Annotated in this window: 3 protein-coding genes; all 3 read right to left on the bottom strand. The window is 73.9% G+C overall.

The annotated features are described in order from the left end of the window. Nucleotides 1–16 precede the first annotated feature (16 nt). Nucleotides 17–4,978 carry a type I polyketide synthase gene (locus tag ACFYPC_RS36190; protein ID WP_391891591.1) on the bottom strand — a complete coding sequence of 1,654 codons (4,962 nt, stop codon included), beginning with the start codon at nt 4,976–4,978 and terminating at the stop codon, nt 17–19. A gap of 75 nt (nt 4,979–5,053) precedes the next feature. After that, a complete protein-coding gene (locus ACFYPC_RS36185) occupies nt 5,054–15,955 on the bottom strand; it encodes an SDR family NAD(P)-dependent oxidoreductase (RefSeq protein ID WP_391891590.1) in 10,902 nt (3,633 codons plus the stop codon). Nucleotides 15,956–16,003: 48 nt separating this feature from the next. Continuing rightward, nucleotides 16,004–18,262: SDR family NAD(P)-dependent oxidoreductase (locus ACFYPC_RS36180; RefSeq protein WP_391891589.1), on the bottom strand; the 2,259-nt coding region annotated here is incomplete at its 5' end.

The following is an 18,262-nucleotide window of genomic DNA, read 5'->3' as shown; positions in this document are numbered from 1 at the left end:
CCGCGCTGGGCAGCGGTTACGAAATGCCGAACTTCTTGCCGAGCAGCTGGAACATCTCGTCGTCCGAGGCGGAGTCGATCTCCGCCGCCGCCGAAGCCGGCGCGTCACCGCGCGGCTCCTCCTGCCAGTCGGCGACGAGCGCCTTCATCCGCAGGAGGACGCGGGTACGGCCGACGTTGTCGGCACCCACAGACGCCATGGCGGCCTCGATCCGGTCGAGTTCCTCGAGGGCGGCGGTTGCCGCGGCCTCACCGTCCTGGAGTAGCTGTTCGCGCATGAATGCGGCCAGAGTCTTGGACGTGGGGTAGTCGAACGCGGTGGTCACGGGCAGTTTGAGACCGGTGCGGGCGGACAGCCTGTTGCGCAGTTCCACGGCGGTGACGGAGTCGAATCCCATCTCGCGGAACGCCTTCTTGACCGGGACGGCCTCGTTCCCGGAGAAGCCGAGGACGGCGGAGACGCATTCGCGGATCAGCTCGACGAGGGCGTTCTCCTGCTCCTGCTCGGTCAGGCCGGCCAGGCGCTGGACGAGTTCGGACGGCTCGTCGCCGCTGCCCGCCTCGGCCATGGCCCGGGCGATGTCCCGGACCTCGGGGATGTCCTCGAGCAGGGGGCTGCTGCGGATCGCGGTGAAGGCGACGTAGAAGCGCTCCCAGTCGATGTCGGCGATGAGCAGGTTGCTCTCGTTCTGCTCCACGGCCTGCTGGAGCGCACCGGTGGCGAGGTCGGGCCGCATCTCGCGCAGGCCGTGGCGGCTCAGCGTGTCGCCGAAGTCGCCGTCGGCCATGCCGCCGCCGCCCCAGGCGCCCCAGGCGACGGAGGTGGCGGGCAGGCCCTGGCCGCGGCGGTGCAGGGCGAGGGCGTCGAGCACGGCGTTGCCGGGGGCGTAGTTGCCCTGGCCGGGCGTTCCGACCGTGCCTCCGAAGGAGGAGAACAGGACGAATGCCTTGAGGTCCAGGTCCCGGGTCAGCTCGTGGAGGTTGAACGCCGCGCGGGCCTTGGCGTGCAGGGCGCGGTCGATCTGGTCCAGGCTGAGCGAGTCGATGACGCTGTCGTCGAGCACCGCGGCGGTGTGGACGACGGCGGTCAGCGGCTGGTGTGCCGGCACATCGGCGAGTACGGCTGCCAGGGCGTCCCGGTCGCCGGTGTCGCAGGCAGCGATGGTCACCTGAGCGCCGAGGCCCGTCAGTTCGGCGTACAGGGCGTCGGCGCCCAGGGCGTCGGCGCCGCGCCGGCTGACCAGCAGCAGGTGCTCGGCGCCACCGCCGGCCAGCCAGCGGGCGACCTGGCCGCCGAGGGCGCCGGTGCCGCCGGTGATCAGGACGGTGCCCCGGGTGCGCCAGGAGGTGTCGCCGGTGGCCGTCTTGAGGGGCAGGCGGCGCAGTCGGCGGACGAACGTACCGGCGGGGCGGACGGCGAGCTGGTCCTCCGGGCCGGAGTCGCCCAGGGCGCCGGCGAAGAGCGCGGTGGTGCGCTCGTCGAAGGCTGCCGGCAGGTCGATCAGGCCGCCCCAGCGGTCGGGGTGCTCGAGGGCGGCGACGCGGCCCAGACCCCAGACTGCCGCCTGGTGCGGGGCGTCGAGCTGATCGGCGATGTTGACGGACACGGCGCCGCGCGTGGCGGTCCACAGCGGGGCGCGGACGCCGGCCCGGCCCAGCGCCTGGAGCAGCGTGACGGAGGCGGCGTAGCCGCGCGGGACGGCCAGGCCTTCGGGGTGCGCGGTGCCGTCGAGCGCCAGCAGGGACAGGACTCCGGTGGCCGGGGAGACGCGCTCCGGCGCGAGGGCCGCCTCGATGCGGTCGGCCAGCAGCTCCGGATCGGTGGTCTCGGCGTCGCCGACGGCGAGGACGACCGGTTCGGCTCCCTGGCTCGCGAGGGCCTGGAGGATGTCCGCGGTGTACGGGTCGTCCGCGAGGGCCGCCGGGACCGCGACCAGCCAGGTGCCGGTCAGCCGGCCGGCCGAGGGCTGGGAGTGGACGCGCCAGGTGACCTCGTAGCGCCAGTCGTCCGTGGCGGACTTGTCGCGCAGCCGCTTGCGCCAGGAGGACAGCAGCGGCACGAGCGCGCCGAGGGTGTGTTCGGCGGTGTCGTCGTCCACGCGGAGCGTCTCGGCGAGGGACTCGAGGTCGGCTTCCTCGACGGCCTCCCAGAAGGCCGTCTCGGCGGGGTCGGCCGCGGGTCCTGCGGCCGCCGCGAGAAGCGGGGCGATCTCGTCCGCGATCCAGTAGCGGGAGCCTTGGAAGGCATAGGTCGGCAGTTCGGTCCGGGTGGCGCCGGTGCCTTCGAAGACGGTGTTCCAGTTCACGGCCGCGCCGTGAACGTGGGCTTCGGCGAGGGAGGTCAGGAAGCGGTCGAGGCCGCCTTCGTCACGGCGCAGGGTGCCGAGCGTCGCAGCTTCGGCGCCGGCGTCGTCGATGGTGCCCTGGAGGCCGAGGGAGAGGACGGTGTGCGGGCTGACCTCGATGAAGACCGTGTTGCCTGCGGTGAGGGCGGTGCGCGTCGCCTGCTCGAACTCGACCGTCTCGCGGAGGTTCTGGTACCAGTACGCGGAGCCCATCCGCGTGCCGTCGAGGAGCTCGCCGGTGAGGGAGGAGTACAGGGCGGTCTCACCACTGCGTGGGGTGATCCCGGCGAGCAGCTTCGCCAGTTCGGCCTCGATCTCCTCCACGTGGGCGGAGTGCGAGGCGTAGTCCACGTCGACCTTACGGGCACGGATCTCGGCCGCCAGGCACTCGGCGACCAGCTCGTCCAGGGCCTGCGGGTCACCGGAGACGACCACGGAAGAGGGTCCGTTGACGGCGGCGACCGAGATACGACCGTCCCACGCCGCGATCTTCTCCCGCACCCACGCGGCGGGCTGAGCCACCGACACCATGCCACCACGCCCGGCCAGGGCAATGATCGCCCGGCTCCGCAGCGCCACGACCTTCGCCGCATCCTCAAGAGAGAGAATCCCCGCCACGGCGGCCGCCGCGATCTCACCCTGCGAGTGACCGATCACAGCCGCGGGCTCCACACCGTACGAACGCCAGACCTCCGCCAGCGACACCATCACGGCCCACAGAACCGGCTGGACGACGTCGACCCGGTCCAGGCCCGGGGCGCCGCTCGTGCCCCGTACGACATCGAGCAACGACCAACCGGTGAACGGCTCCAGCGCAGCCCCGCATTCGGCCATTCGTTCCGCGAACACCGGCGAGGAATCGAGCAGGCCGAGGGCCATCCCGGCCCACTGGGCGCCCTGGCCCGGGAAGACGAAGACCGGCTTGGTGGCGCGGGCCGCGGACCCGGTGGCGACCGAGGAGGCCGGCTCGCCGGCGGCGATGGTCTCCAGGGCGGCGAGGAACTCCTCGCGCTCACCGGCCACGACGGCGGTGCGGTGCTCGAGGCGGGAGCGGGTCAGGGCCAGCGAGTAGCCGATGTCCGTGAGCGAGGCCGACGCGTCGTCACGTACCCGCGCCAGCAGGTTGGCCGCCTGGGCGCGGAGCGCCTGCTCGGACTTGGCGGACAGGATCCACGGCACGGCGGGCAGCCGGGTGGGCGGGGTCTGGATCGGGTCGTCCGTCTGCTCCGGGGCCGGCGGGGCCTGCTCGATGATGACGTGGGAGTTGGTGCCGCTGACGCCGAACGAGGAGACGCCGGCCCGGCGCGGGGCGCCGGTCTCGGGCCACGCGGTGGGCTCGGAGACAAGGGCGAGTTCGCCCGCGTTCCAGTCGACGTGCTCCGAGGGCCGGTCGATGTGGAGCGTGGGCGGCAGGACGCCGTGGCGCATCGCCATCACGGCCTTGATCAGGCCGGCGGCGCCGGCGGCGGCCTGGGTGTGGCCGATGTTCGACTTCACCGAGCCGAGCATCAGCGGGCGGCCGTCGGGGCGGCTCTTGCCGTACGCCGCGAGCAGGGCCTGGGCCTCGATCGGGTCGCCCAGCTTGGTGCCGGTGCCGTGCGCCTCGACCAGGTCGATCTGTGCGGGCGAGAGGCCGGCGTCGTCGAGGGCCGCGCGGATGACGCGGGTCTGGGCGGGGCCGTTGGGGGCGGTGAGGCCGTTGGAGGCGCCGTCCTGGTTGATGCCGGAGCCGCGGATGACGGCCAGCACGGGGCGCCCGGCGGCCTGGGCGTCGGAGAGCCGCTCGACGAGGAACATGCCGATGCCCTCGCCCCATCCGGTGCCGTCGGCCTCGGCGGAGAACGCCTTGCAGCGGCCGCTGGTGGAAAGGCCGCGCTGGCGGCTGAACTCGGTGAAGGCACCGGCGTTGGCCATGATGGTGACGCCGCCGACGAGGGCCATGGAGCACTCGTTCTTGCGCAGCGACTGGGCGGCCATGTGCAGGGCGACCAGAGAGGACGAGCAGGCGGTGTCGACGGTGACGGCGGGGCCGTTGAGCCCGAAGGTGTAGGCGACGCGGCCGGAGGCCACGCTGATGGTGGTGCCGATGCCCAGGTAGAGCTCGGTGCCCTCCGGCGGGTTCTCGATGGAGGCACCGTAGCCCTGGAAGCTGGTGCCGATGAACACGCCGGTCTGGGTGCCGCGCAGCGACGCCATGTCGATGCCGGCCCGCTCGACGACCTCCCAGGAGGTCTCCAGGACGATCCGCTGCTGCGGGTCCATCGCGAGGGCCTCGCGGGGCGAGATACCGAAGAACTCGGCGTCGAACTTGGGGACGTCGTAGACGAATCCGCCTTCGAGTGAATACGACTGGTTCGGCTCGTCGGGGTCCTTGAAGAACAGGCCCTCGAAGTCCCAGCCGCGATCCTCGGGGAAGGCGGACAGGGCGTCGGTGCCGGAGAGGACGACCTGCCACAGGTCCTCGGGAGAGCGGACGTTGCCGGGGAAGCGGCAGCTCATGGCCGTGATGGCGATGGGCTCGTGCTCCTTGGCCTCGGCGGCCTGCAGCTTGCCGCGGGTCTCCTGGAGGTCCGCCGTCACCCGCTTGAGGAAGTAGCGAAGCTTCTGCTCGTCGGTCTTCGATTCGTCAGTCATGGTGGGGTCGCTCCTCGAAGCGGGTCTGTGTCAGTGCGGTCCGGGGGTGCCGGCTGCGGCTCCTCATGGGGCGGCTCATGAGATGCCGAACTCCCGGCCGAGGAAGTCGAAGATCTCGTCGTCGCTGGCCTCGTCGAGGTCGCCCGCGGTGTCCTCGCCGGCGGCGGTGCGCGAGGTGTCCCACTGCGCGAGCACGCCCTTGAGCCGGTCGGTGATCTGTGTACGGGCGTCCGCGTCGCCGATGCCCGCCAGGAGTGCGGCGAGCCGGTCGATCTCGGCGAGCACCGGGGTGGCGGCGTTGCCCGCGGCGTCCGGGATCACCTCGCCGCGGACGTAGGCGGCGAGTTCCACGGGGGTCGGGTAGTCGAAGACGAGCGTGGCGGGCAGCCGCAGCCCGGTCACGGTGTTGAGCCGGTTGCGCAGGTCGATGGCGATCAGCGAGTCGAAGCCGAGCTTCTTGAACGCCCCCTGCGGGTCGATGGCGTCGGGGGTGGCGTGGCCGAGCACGGCGGCGGCGTGAGTGCGGATCAGGTCGAGGACGACGCGGTCGCGCTCCTCCTCGGACAGGCCCGCCAGCCGCTGTGCGAGCGGGACGACCGGGGCGCCGGCCGCGTCTCCGGCCCGCTTCGCCTGGGCGCGTACGAGCTTGCGCATCATCGGCGGCAGGCCGCCGGCGGCGGCCCTGACGCGCAGGGCCGCGTAGTCCAGCCGGATGGGCAGAACCAGCGCGCCGGGCTGTGCGATGGCCAGGTCGAAGAGGGCCAGGCCCTGCTCGTTGGTGAGGCCGACGACACCGGCGCCGCTCATGCGGCGGACGTCGGCGTCACCGAGGTGCCCGGTCATGCTGCTGGCCTGGGCCCAGAAGCCCCAGGCGAGGGCGGTGGCGGGCAGGCCGGCGGCGCGGCGGTGCTGGGCGAGCGCGTCGAGGAAGGCGTTGCCCGCCGCGTAGTTGCCCTGTCCGGAGCTGCCGAGGGTGCCGGCGGCGGAGGAGAAGAGCACGAACGCGGAGAGGTCGCGGTCCCGGGTGAGCTCGTGGAGGTGGACGGCCGCGTCGACCTTGGGTCGCTGGACGGCGGCCAGCCGCTCGGGAGTGAGGGAGGTGATGACACCGTCGTCGAGGGTTCCGGCGGTGTGGACGACGGCGGTCAGCGGGTGCGCGGCGGGAATGGCGTCGATTACCCGGGCTAGCGCGTCGCGGTCGGCGGCGTCGCAGGCCACGATCTGCGCCTCGGCGCCCGTGGCGGCCAGTTCCCGGGCGAGTTCGGCCGCGCCGGGGGCTTCGGCGCCCTGCCGGCTGAGGAGCAGGAGCCGTCGTGCGCCCTTCTCGGTGGCGAGGTGGCGGGCGATGTGGCCGCCGAGGACTCCGGTGCCGCCGGTGATCAGGACGGTGCCCTCGGGGTCGAGGGCAGGGGCGGCGTTCTCGTCGGGGGCGACCGGGGCCCGGTCGAGGCGCGGTGCGAGCACGACGCCCTCGCGCAGGGCCAGTTGCGTCTCGGCGACGGCGAGGGCCTCGGGGAACGCGGTCCAGGAGGCGTCGGTGCCGTCGGTGTCGACGAGGGTGAAGCGGTCCGGGTGCTCGGACTGGGCGGACCGGACCAGGCCCCAGACGGGCGCGGCGGCCAGGTCGGTGACGTGCTCGCCGGGCACGGCGGCCAGGGCCCCGGTGGTGGCGAGGACGAGGCGGGTGCCTGCGAAGCGTTCGTCGCCGATCCACCGCTGGAGCAGTTCGAGGGCGGCGAGGGCGGTGGCGTGGGCCGCCGCGGTGAGCGGGGCGCCGGTAGTGCCGCGGATCGCGGCGACCACGTGGTCGGGCACCGGCGCGCCGGCCTCGACGGCGGCGGTGAGCGCGGCCAGGTCGGCGTGGGCGGACGGGACGCCGCCCGCGACGGTGAACGGGGCCTGGTCGGCGCCGAGGAAGGCCCAGCTGCCGGCCGGGGCGGGCGCGGTGGCCGCCACCGGGGTCCAGTCGAGGGTGAACAGGGCGTCGTTGCCGCCGCCCTGGCTCGCGGCCTTGAGCTGGTCGGGGTCGACGGGCCGCATGGCGAGCTCGTCGACGGTGATGACCGGGGCGCCGGTCGCGTCGGCGATCTGGAAGCCGATGCCGTTGGCGCCGACGGGCAGCAGGCGGGCCCGCAGGACCGAGGCGCCGGTGGCGTGCACGGTCACGCCGCGCCAGGCGAAGGGGAGACGGGGCTTGCTCGCGTCCTCGCCCTGGCCGTGGCCGGGCTTGAAGTCGCCCACACCCATGGACTGAAGGGCGGCGTCGAGGAGGCCGGGGTGGAGGCCGTAGTCGGCGGCCTCGGCGCGGCCGTCCTGCGGGAGGGCGAGGTCGGCGTAGATGTCCTCGCCGAGCTGCCAGGCGCGGGTGATGCCCTGGAACATGGGGCCGTAGTCGAAGCCGGTCAGCAGGGCCTGCTCGTAGAAGCCCTCCAGGGGCAGCTCGACGGCGCCGGCGGGCGGCCAGTCGGTGAAGTCGTACGCCGGCGTGCCGCCGGTCCCGTCGGTGGCGAGAACGCCGGTGGCGTGGCGCAGCCACGGCGTCTCGAAGCCGGTGTCGTCGGTGGCCCCGGCGGGGCGGGAGTGGACGGTGAGGGTACGGCGGCCGGTCTCGTCCGGGGCTCCGACGGTGACCTGGATCTGGCGGGCGCCGCCCTCGGGCAGCACCAGCGGGGCCTCGATGGTGAGTTCCTCGACGGTGTCGCAGCCGGTCCGGTGGGCGGCGCGGGTGGCCATCTCCACGAAGCCGGTGCCCGGGACGATGATCGTGCCCATGACCACGTGCTCGGCCATCCACGGGTGGCTTTCCGTGGAGAACCGGCCGGTGAAGACGTGACCGTCGGAGTCGGCGAGGGGCACGGCGGCGCTGAGCATGGGGTGCTCGGTGGCGCCGAGGCCGACGGAGGCGAGGTCGCCGGCGCCGGAGCCCGGCATCGGCAGCCAGTACCGCTCGTGCTGGAAGGCGTAGGTGGGCAGGTCGACGCGGGTGGCGCCGGTGCCGAAGACGGCGGTCCAGTCGACGGTGACGCCGTGGCAGTGGGCTTCGGCGAGTGAGGTCAGCAGGCGCTGGGCCTCGTCCTCGTCGCGGCGCAGGGTGCCCAGGGCGGCGGCCTCGGCGCCCGCGTCCTCGATGGTGCCCTGGAGGCCGATGGTCAGGACGGGGTGGGGGCTGACCTCGATGAAGACGGAGTGGCCGTCGGCGAGGGCGGCGCGGGTGGCCTGCTCGAACTCCACTGTCTCGCGGAGGTTGTTGTACCAGTAGCCGGAGCCCATCTCCCGGCCGTCGAGCAGCTCGCCGGTGAGGGAGGAGTACAGCGGGGTCGTACCGGCCTCGGCCTCGATACCGGCAAGCAGTCGGGCGAGTTCGGCCTCGATCTCCTCCACGTGCGCGGAGTGCGAGGCGTAGTCCACGTCGATCCTGCGGGCACGGACGTCGGCGGCCTGGCAGTCGGCGAGCAGCTCGTCCAAAGCCTCCGGGGCACCGGACACCACCGCCGTGGCAGGTCCGTTGACGGCGGCGACCGAGATACGACCGTCCCACGCCTCGATCTTCTCCCGCACCCACGCGGCGGGCTGAGCCACCGACACCATGCCACCACGCCCGGCCAGGGCGATGATCGCCCGGCTCCGCAGCGCCACGACCTTCGCCGCATCCTCAAGCGACAGCACCCCGGCGACAGCGGCCGCCGCGATCTCGCCCTGCGAGTGACCGATCACGGCCGCAGGGCGGACGCCCAGCGAACGCCACGTCTCGGCGAGGGACACCATGACGGCCCAGAGGACGGGCTGGACGACGTCGACACGGTCCAGTCCGGGCGCGCCGTCCACCCCCCGGACGACGTCGAGGAGTGACCAGCCGACGTGGGGCCGCAGGGCTGCGGCGCACTCGGCCATCCGCGCCGCGAACGCCGGCGAGGTCTCGAGGAGTCCGACGGCCATGCCGAACCACTGCGCGCCCTGGCCCGGGAACACGAACACGGGGCGGCCCGACGGCCGTACCTGACCGGACACCGTGCCGGGTGCGGCCAGGCCGGCCACGAAGGACTCGAGGCCGCGCAGCAGTTCCTCGCGGTCGCGCGTCACCAGGGCGGCGCGGTGGTCGAAGTGGGCGCGGGTGTCGGCCAGGGACCAGGCGACGTCCGCGGGGGCCAGTTCGGGGTGGTCGGTGAGGTGCTGGAGCAGGCGCTCGGCCTGGGCCTGGAGGGCCTGTTCGTTCTTGGCGGACAGGACGACCGGAACGCCGGGGGCGTGGAGCAGCGGGCCCTCGGTGGTCGCCGGCTCGTCTCCGGGCGCGGTCTCGGGGGCCTGTTCGAGGATGATGTGGGCGTTGGTGCCCGAGACGCCGAAGGAGGACACGGCGCCACGGCGCGCCCGGCCGGTCTCCGGCCAGGTCTGCTCCGCGATGAGAAGCTCGACGGCGCCGGCGGTCCAGTCGACGTGCGTGGAGGGCTCGTCGATGTGGAGGCTCTTGGGCAGGATCCCGTTGCGGATCGCCATGACCATCTTGATGATGCCGGCGACGCCGGCGGCGGCCTGGGTGTGGCCGATGTTGGACTTGACCGAGCCGAGGCGCAGGGCGAGACCCTCGGCGCGGTCCTGGCCGTAGGTGGCGAGCAGGGCCTGGGCCTCGATCGGGTCGCCCAGCTTCGTACCGGTGCCGTGCGCCTCGACGACGTCGACGTCGGCGGTGGTCAGACGGGCGTTGGCGAGGGCCTGGCGGATGACGCGCTGCTGCGAGGGGCCGTTGGGGGCGGTGAGGCCGTTGGAGGCGCCGTCCTGGTTGATGGCGGAGCCGCGGACGATCGCGAGGACCTGGTGGCCGTTGCGGCGGGCGTCGGAGAGCCGCTCGACGAGCAGGACGCCGACGCCCTCCGACCAGCCGGTGCCGTCGGCGGAGTCGGCGAAGGCCTTGCAGCGGCCGTCGGAGGCGAAGCCGCCCTGTCCGCTGAGGCCGGCGAAGGCCGCCGGGGTGGCCATCACCATCACGCCGCCGGCGAGGGCCATGGTGCACTCGCCCTGGCGCAGCGCCTGGGTGGCCAGGTGCAGGGCGACCAGCGAGGAGGAGCAGGCCGTGTCGACGGTGACCGCGGGGCCCTCGAAGCCGAAGGCGTACGAGACGCGGCCGGAGACGACGCTGGCGGTGGTGCCGGTGAGGAGGTAGCCCTCGTTGCCCTCGGAGGCGTTGAGCAGGGCGGAGTAGTCCTGGCCGCTGGAGCCGGCGAAGACGCCGACGCTGGTGCCCTTGACGGTGGCCGGGTCGATGCCGGCCCGCTCGAAGGCCTCCCAGGAGGTCTCCAGCAGGAGCCGCTGCTGCGGGTCCATGGTGGTGGCCTCGCGCGGTGAGATGCCGAAGAAGGCCGGGTCGAAGCCGGCGGGGTCGGCGACGAAGCCGCCGCGCAGCTCGAAGGGGCCGCCGTCCGGGCCGCTTTCGGCGCCGGGCAGGCCGTTGATCCGCCAGCCGCGGTCGGCCGGTACGGGGCCCATGGCGTCGGCGCCGTCACGGACCAGCTGCCACAGGTCCTCGGGCGAGCGGACGTCGCCGGGCAGGCGGCAGCTCATGCCGATGATGGCGATCGGGTCGTCGTCACCGCCGGTGGCGGCCGCGAACTCGGCGACGGCGGCGGGGCTGCCGAGCAGTTCGGCGCACAGGTGGTCGGCGAGGGCAGCCGGGGTCGGGTAGTCGAAGACGAGGGTGGCGGGCAGCCGCAGTTCGGTGGCCAGGCTCAGCCGGTTGCGCATCTCGACGGCCGTCAGCGAGTCGAACCCGAGGTCGCTGAACGCCCGCTGTGCCTGGATCTCGTGTGCGGAGCGGTAGCCGAGCACGGCGGCCGCTGCGTCGCGTACGACGTCCAGAACGAAGGCGGTGCGGTCCGCCTCGGGCAGCTCCACGAGCTGCCGGACGAGCGAGGAGACCACGGCGGCGCCGGCGGTCGCGGCCGCCGGGCGAGCGGCGGCCCGGATCAGACCGCGCAGGATCGGCGGCACCGCCTCGGGGCTGTCGGCCCGCGACGGCAGGTTGATGTGCGCCGGGATGACCATCGGCTCGGGGCGGGAGGTCGCGGCGTCGAAGAGGGCGAGTCCGTCCTCGGAGGCGATGGCCGTGACGCCGGAGCTGTTGATGCGCTGGAGGTGGGACTCGTCGAGATGGGCGGCGAGTCCGCTGCGCTCGGCCCACAGGCCCCAGGCGAGGGAGACGGCGGCCAGGCCGCGCCGGCGGCGCCACTGGGCGAGCTGGTCGAGGAACAGGTTGGCGGCCGCGTAGTTGCCCTGCCCGGGGCCGCCGAAGGTGGCGGCGAGGGAGGAGAACAGGACGAACGACCGGAGGTCCAGGTCCTGGGTGAGTTCGTGCAGGTGGACGGCGGCGTCGAGCTTGGGGGTGAAGACGCCGTCGATCCGGCGGGGCGTCAGCGCGGTCAGGATGCCGTCGTCGGAGATGCCCGCGGCGTGCAGGACGGCGGTGAGCGGGTGCTCGGCCGGGACGGCGCAGAGGGTCTTCGCCAGGCTGTCGCGGTCGCCCACGTCGCAGGCGGCGAAGGTGACGTCGGCGCCCAGCTCCTCGAGGCGGGCGGTCAGTTCGTCGGCGCCGGGCGCGGCGGCGCCACGGCGGCTGAGCAGCAGCAGGTGGCGGGCGCCGTGGGTCCGTACGAGATGCTCGGCGAGGAGGGTGCCGATGGTGCCGGTGGCGCCGGTGACCAGGACGGTGCCCTCGGGGTCGAGCAGCGCGCTGCCGGTGGCGGAGTCGGTGTCGTCGGTGCGGGGCGCGCGGGCGAGCCGGGGCGCGTACAGCTCGCCCTCGCGGACGGCGAGCTGCGGCTCCGCGGCGGCCAGGGCCTGGGGCAGCGCCCGGCGCGAGGGCTGCGTCCCGTCGAGGTCGACGAGGACGAAGCGGCCGGGGTTCTCGTTCTGGGCCGAGCGGATCAGCCCCCAGGCGGCGGACTGGGCGAGGTCGTCGAGGTCCTCGTCGGCGGTGGCGGCGACCGCCCCGCGGGTCACGAGGACCAGCCGGCACCGCTCGAACCGCTCGTCGGCCAGGAGTGCCTGGGCGAGTTCCAGCGCGCGGTGCGCGGCGGCGTGGGCGCCGGCCGTGAGCTCGGTCCCGGGGCGGGTGTGCAGCGGCGCGACGATGGTGCCGGGCAGCGGCATCCCCTCGTCGACGGCCGCGCCGAGGGAGGCGAGGCTCTCGAACCGGGCCGCGGCGGGGAGCTTGAAGGGGTTGTCGCCGAGCAGCACCCAGTCGTCGGCGTCGTGGCTGCCGGTGGCCGGCACGCCGGTCCAGTCGACGCGGAACAGGGACTCGGTACGGCCGCCCTGGCCGCTGCCGAGCTGTGCGGCCGAGACGGGCCGGAACATCAGTTCGCCGACGATGGCGACGGGCGCGCCGGTCTCGTCGGCGAGCCGGACGGTGACGCCGTCGCTCCCGGCGGTGCGGACGAGCCGGACGCGCACCGCGGAGGCGCCCGCGGCGTGCAGGGTCACCGCGTTCCAGGAGAACGGCAGGCGGCCGCGGCCCTCTCCCATGCCACCGTCGAAGTCGTTGAGGGCGTTGAGGTGCATGGCCATGTCGAGCAGGGCCGGGTGCAGGCCGAAGGAGCGGGCGTCAGTGGCGATGTCCTCGGGGAGGCGGACCTCGGCGAAGAGCTCCTCGCCGCGGCGCCAGGCGGCACGCAGCCCCTGGAAGGCGTGCCCGTAGTCGTAGCTCTGCGCGGAGAGGTTCTCGTAGAAGCCGTCGAGGGGCAGGGCGGTGGCGCCGGGCGGCGGCCACTCGGTGAGGTCGCCGTCGGCGGCTGTGTCGGCGGGGCCGGCCGGGGCGAGGGTGCCGCTGGCGTGGCGGATCCACGGCTCGTCGGTGTCGGCGGCCGGGCGGGAGTGCACGCTCACGCCGCGCAGGCCCTGCGCGTCGGCGGGTCCGACGGAGAGCTGGACGGCCACACCGCCCTGCTCGGGCAGGACGAGCGGGGCTTCCAGGTTGAGTTCGCGGACCTGGCCGCAGCCGACCTCGTCGCCGGCGGCGATCGCGAGCTCGACGAAGGCGGTGCCGGGCAGCAGTGTCGTACCGAGGACGACGTGGTCGGCGAGCCACGGGTGGGTCTGCAGGGACAGGCAGCCGGTGAACAGCATGCCGTCGCCGTCGGCGAGGCTGACGGCGGCGCCGAGCAGAGGGTGGCCGGCGGAACGCTGGCCGATGGCGGCGATGTCGCCGGTCCAGCCGGTGGGCAGCTTGGGCCAGTAGCGCTCGTGCTGGAAGGCGTACGTGGGCAGGGTGACGGCGCGGGCGCCGCTGCCGGCGTAGAACGCCTCCCAGTCGATGTGGGCGCCGCGTACGTGGAGTTCGGCGACGGCGGTGGTCAGCGCGTCGGTCTCCGGACGGTCCTTGCGCAGCGCGGGTACGAACGCGGCGGTGGAGGCCGGGACGGTGTCGCTGCCGAGGGCGGCGAGGGCGCCGCCCGCGCCGATCTCGAGGTACGTGGTGACGCCGAGGCCGTCGAGGGCGCGCAGCCCGTCGGCGAAGCGAACGGCCTCGCGGACGTGGCGGACCCAGTGCTCGGGGGTGCGCAGCTCGTCGGCCGGGACGATGTCGCCGGTGAGGTTGGAGACGATCGGCAGCCGCGGCTCGTGGAAGGTGAGGGTCGCCGCGACCTTGGCGAAGTCGTCGAGCATCCCGTCCATGTGCGGGGAGTGGAAGGCGTGGCTGACCCGCAGGCGCTTCGTCTTCTCGAAGCGGGCGGCGAGGGCCAGTACGGCGTCCTCGTCGCCGGAGACGACCACGGAGTCCGGGCCGTTGACGGCGGCGACGGAGACCCGGTCGTCGAGCAGCGGGAGGACCTCGGCCTCGGTGGCCTGGACGGCGACCATCGCGCCGCCGGTCGGCAGTGCCTGCATGAGGCGGCCGCGGGCGGTGACGAGGGCGGCGGCGTCCTCCAGGGTCCAGAGGCCGGCGACGTGCGCGGCCGAGAGCTCGCCGATGGAGTGGCCGAGCAGGTAGTCGGGGGTGACACCCCAGTGCGCGAGCAGGCGGAACAGCGCGACTTCGAGGGCGAACAGGCCGGCCTGCGTGTAGACGGTCTGGTCGATCAGCTCGGAGCCGCCGAAGACGATCTCCTTGACGGGCTCGTCGAGGTGCTTGTCGAGCTCCGCGCACACGGCGTCGAAGGCCGCGGCGAACTCCGGCTGGGCCTCGTACAGTTCGCGGCCCATTTCGGCGCGCTGCGATCCCTGGCCGGAGAACAGGAACGCCAGTCCGCCGTTCTCGAGTGCGGTACCGGTGAGCACGCCGGGGTCGGGGGTGCCGTCGGCGACGGACCGCAGGCCCGCGAGGAGTTCCTCGCGGTTCTTGCCGAGGACGGCGACGCGGTGGTCGAGGGCGGAGCGGGTGACGGCGGTCGACCAGGCGATGTCGAGCACGCCCGCGGCCTGCTCGGCGGTCGCGTCGGCGGCAAGGTCGGTGGTCGCGCCGGCGGTACGGTCCGCGGTGCGGTCGCCTTCGATGCGGTCCAGGAGACGGGCCGCCTGGGCGGCCACGGCCGGCTCGCTGCGGCCGGAGAGCAGCCACGCGAGGCCCGCGGGCTCCGTGGTGGCGGAGGCGGGCGCTTCCTCGGCGGCGGGCGCCTCCTCGATGATCGTGTGCGCGTTGGTGCCGCTGATGCCGAACGAGGAGATGCCGAAGCGGCGGGGCTCGTCCGCCTCGGGCCACTCACGGGCCTCGGTGAGCAGCTCGACGTTGCCCGCGCTCCAGTCCACGTGCGAGGAGGGCTGGTCGACGTGGAGGGTCCGCGGGAGGACGCCGTGGCGCAGGGCCATGACCATTTTGATGATGCCGGCGGCGCCGGCGGCGGCCTGGGTGTGGCCGAGGTTGGACTTCAGCGACCCGAGCCACAGCGGCTTGTCCTCGGGGCGGTCCTGGCCGTACGTGTTGATCAGGGCCTGGGCCTCGATCGGGTCGCCCAGCTTCGTGCCGGTGCCGTGCGCCTCGACGGCGTCGACCTGCCCGGCGGACAGACCCGCGCTGGCCAGCGCCTGGCGGATGACGCGCTGCTGCGAGGGGCCGTTGGGGGCGGTCAGACCGTTGGAGGCACCGTCCTGGTTGACGGCGGAGCCGCGGATGACGGCGAGGACCTCGTGGCCGTTGCGGCGGGCGTCGGACAGCCGCTCCAGCAGGACCAGGCCGACGCCCTCGGACCAGCCGGTGCCGTCGGCGGAGTCGGCGAAGGCCTTGCAGCGGCCGTCGGAGGCGAGGCCGCGCTGACGGCTGAACTCGATGAACATGCCGGGGGCGGACATGACCGTCACACCGCCGGCGACGGCGAGGGTGCACTCGCGCTGGCGCAGGGACTGGGCGGCCAGGTGGATGGAGACGAGCGCGGAGGAGCACGCCGTGTCGACCGAGACCGCGGGCCCTTCGAGACCGAAGGCATAGGCGATACGGCCGGACACCACGCTGCCGGACGTGCCGGTGAGGTAGTAACCCTCGATGCCCTCGGTGAACTGCAGCATCGTCGAGTAGTCCTCGCCGGACGCGCCGGCGAACACACCGACCTGGCGGCCGCGCACCGAGGACGGGGCCATGCCCGCGCGCTCGAACAGCTCCCAGGTGCTCTCCAGCAGGAGCCGCTGCTGCGGGTCCATCGCCAGCGCCTCACGCGGGCTGATGTCGAACAGCGCGGGGTCGAAGTCGCCCACCCCGTCGAGGAATCCGCCCGAGCTGGCGTACGAGGAACCCCGCTTGTCGGGGTCCGCGTCGTACAGCTTCTCCAGGTCCCAGCCGCGGTCCTCGGGGAACGCGGATATCGCGTCCCTCCCCTCCGCCACCAGTCGCCACAGGTCTTCCGGCGAACTCACGCCTCCGGGGAACCGGCAGCTCATCGACACGATGGCGATCGGCTCGTGTTCCCCTGCCTCCAGCTCGCGCACGCGCTGCCGGGTCTGGTGGAGATCGGCGGTCATCCGCTTCAGGTAATCAAGGACCTTCTTGTCATTCGCCATGGCCCGCCAACCCCTCCAAAAATTCCGCACACTCGGCAAACACGCTTTTCAGGCCTCTCCGAACTCGTTGTCGATGAAGGCCAAGACTTCTTCGGCACTGGCCGCGTCCAGCTGGTCCACGACGCTGCCGCCCGCCTCCGCGGGCGCCTGCTCCCCGTCCAGCCGGGACACCAGGGCCCGCAGGCGCGAGGTGACCCGCTGGCGGGCCCCCTCGTCGCCGTCGAGGACGGACAGGCCCGACTCCAGCCGGTCCAGCTCCGACAGCACCGCCACTTCCGGCGTCTCCTGCGCGCCCCCCAGCTCGCCGCGCAGGAATTCCGCCAGCGCGGTGGGCGTCGGGTGGTCGAACACCAGGGTGACGGGCAGTCTTAGACCCGTCCTCGTGCTCAGCTGGTTCCGCAGGTTGACGGCGGTGAGCGACTCGAATCCGAGGTCGCGGAACGGCCGTTTGGCGCCGATCGGCTCCGCCGATTCGTAGCCCAGTACCGCTGCCGCCTCGGTCCGTACCAGCTCCAGCAGCTTCCGTGCCGCCTCGGCGTCCGACAGCCCGGCGAGAGATGCCTTGAAGGCGGCGGAACCGCCCTGCGCCTCGCCGTCGCCGGCCGCGGAGTCCGCGATGTACTTCCGGACCTCCGGGATGTCCCCCAGCCAGGCCGCCGGGCGGGCGGCGAGGAAAGCGGTCAGGAAGGAGCTCCAGTCCACGTCGGCGACCAGCACGGCCGCCGGGTCGTCCGCTCCGGTGCCCGCCACGGCGCGTCCGAGAGCGGCCAGGGCCGCCTCGGTCGGCAGCACGGGCAGGCCCCGGTCACGCATACGGTCGGCGAAGCCCGGGTCGTTGCGCGCCGTGCCGCCGTCGGCCCACGGGCCCCATGCGATCGACGTACCCGTCAGGCCCAGCGCCCGGCGGTGGCCCGCCAGGGCGTCGAGATGGGCGTTGGCCGCGGCGTAGACGCCCTGGCCCACGCCGCCGACGGTGCCGGCGAACGCGGAGAACAGGACGAAGGCGTCCAGCTCCCGGTCCTCGGTGAGCTCGTGCAGGTACGCGGCGCCGGTCACCTTGGCGCGCAGCGCCTCGGCGATCCGGTCCGGGGTCAGCGTGTCGATGAGGCCGTCGTCCGCGGCGCCGGCCGCGTGCACCACCGCCGTGACGGGCATGCCGGCCGAGTCCAGGCCGTCGAACAGCGCCCGCAGGGCGTCGCGGTCGGCGACGTCGCAGGCTTCCACGGTCACCCGGGTGCCCAGGGCGAGCAGTTCGTCGCGCAACTCCGGTGCGCCGGGGGCGTCGAGGCCGCGGCGGCCGGTCAGGACGAGATGCTCGGCACCCCGTCCGGCCAGCAGGCGGGCGACATACCCGCCGAGGGCTCCGGTACCGCCGATGACGAGGACCGTGCCGGTGGGCTGCCAGTCTCCCGGCCCGCCGTCGAGGCGGGCGCGCACGAGGCGCCGTACGAACACGCCCTGGTCGCGCAGTGCGAGCTGGTCCTCGGCCTTGTCGCCCGTGGCCAGCACCTCGCACAGCCGGGCGGTGGCCCGCTCGTCGAGTTCGGCCGGCAGGTCGAGGAGACCGCCCCAGCGCTGCGGCAGTTCGAGCCCGGCGACCCGGCCCAGACCCCATACGGCGGCCTGCGCGGGGCTGACCAGGCGGTCGGCGGCGCCGACCGAGACCGCACCCCGGGTCAGGCACCACAAGGGGGCCTGGAGACCGGCGTCGCCGAGGGCCTGGAGGAGCACGACCGTGCCCAGCAGGCCCGCCGGCTCGGCGGTCTCGGCGAGCGCAAGCAGCGACACGACGCCGTCGATGCCCTCGGGGTCCAGGCCGGCGAGGGTGGCGGCGAGCGCCGAACGCTCGGCCACCGCGACCCGGGCGACGTCAGCGCCATGTTCGGCCAGTGCGGCGGCGAGCGCGTCGACGAGCTTGTCGTCGACGGAGAAGCTCTCCGGGACGGCAAGCAGCCAGCGGCCCGGCAGGAGCGGCGAGCCGCTTCCCGCGGACTCGGCGGGCTTCCAGGTGGCGCGGTAGGTCCAGGTGTCCAGGGCGGACTGCTCGCGCTGGAGCTGCCGCCAGCCAAAGAGGGCCGGCAGGGCCGCCCGCAACGGCTCGGTGTCGGCACCGCCCAGCGCCTGCGACAGCGCGTCCAGGTCCCTCCGCTCGACGGCCTCCCAGAACCGGGCGTCGAGGGCGGCCGTGCCGGCCGCGGCCGAATCGGCCGACAGCTCGGGCCAGTAGCGGGTGCGCTGGAAGGCGTAGGTGGGGAGTTCGGTCCGGGTGGCGCCGGTGCCGTGGAAGACGGCCGTCCAGTCGACGGC

The sequence above is a fragment of the Streptomyces sp. NPDC005808 genome (assembly GCF_042871385.1).
Taxonomy (GTDB): domain Bacteria; phylum Actinomycetota; class Actinomycetes; order Streptomycetales; family Streptomycetaceae; genus Streptomyces.
The sequence above is the reverse complement of the archived record's forward strand: the minus strand, read 5'-3'. Positions and strand labels throughout refer to the sequence as shown.

Coding starts and splice junctions, on each gene's coding strand:
- ACFYPC_RS36185 (WP_391891590.1), bottom strand. CDS start 15,955: ATGGCGAATGACAAGAAGGTCCTTGATTACCTGAAGCGGATGACCGCC.
- ACFYPC_RS36190 (WP_391891591.1), bottom strand. CDS start 4,978: ATGACTGACGAATCGAAGACCGACGAGCAGAAGCTTCGCTACTTCCTC.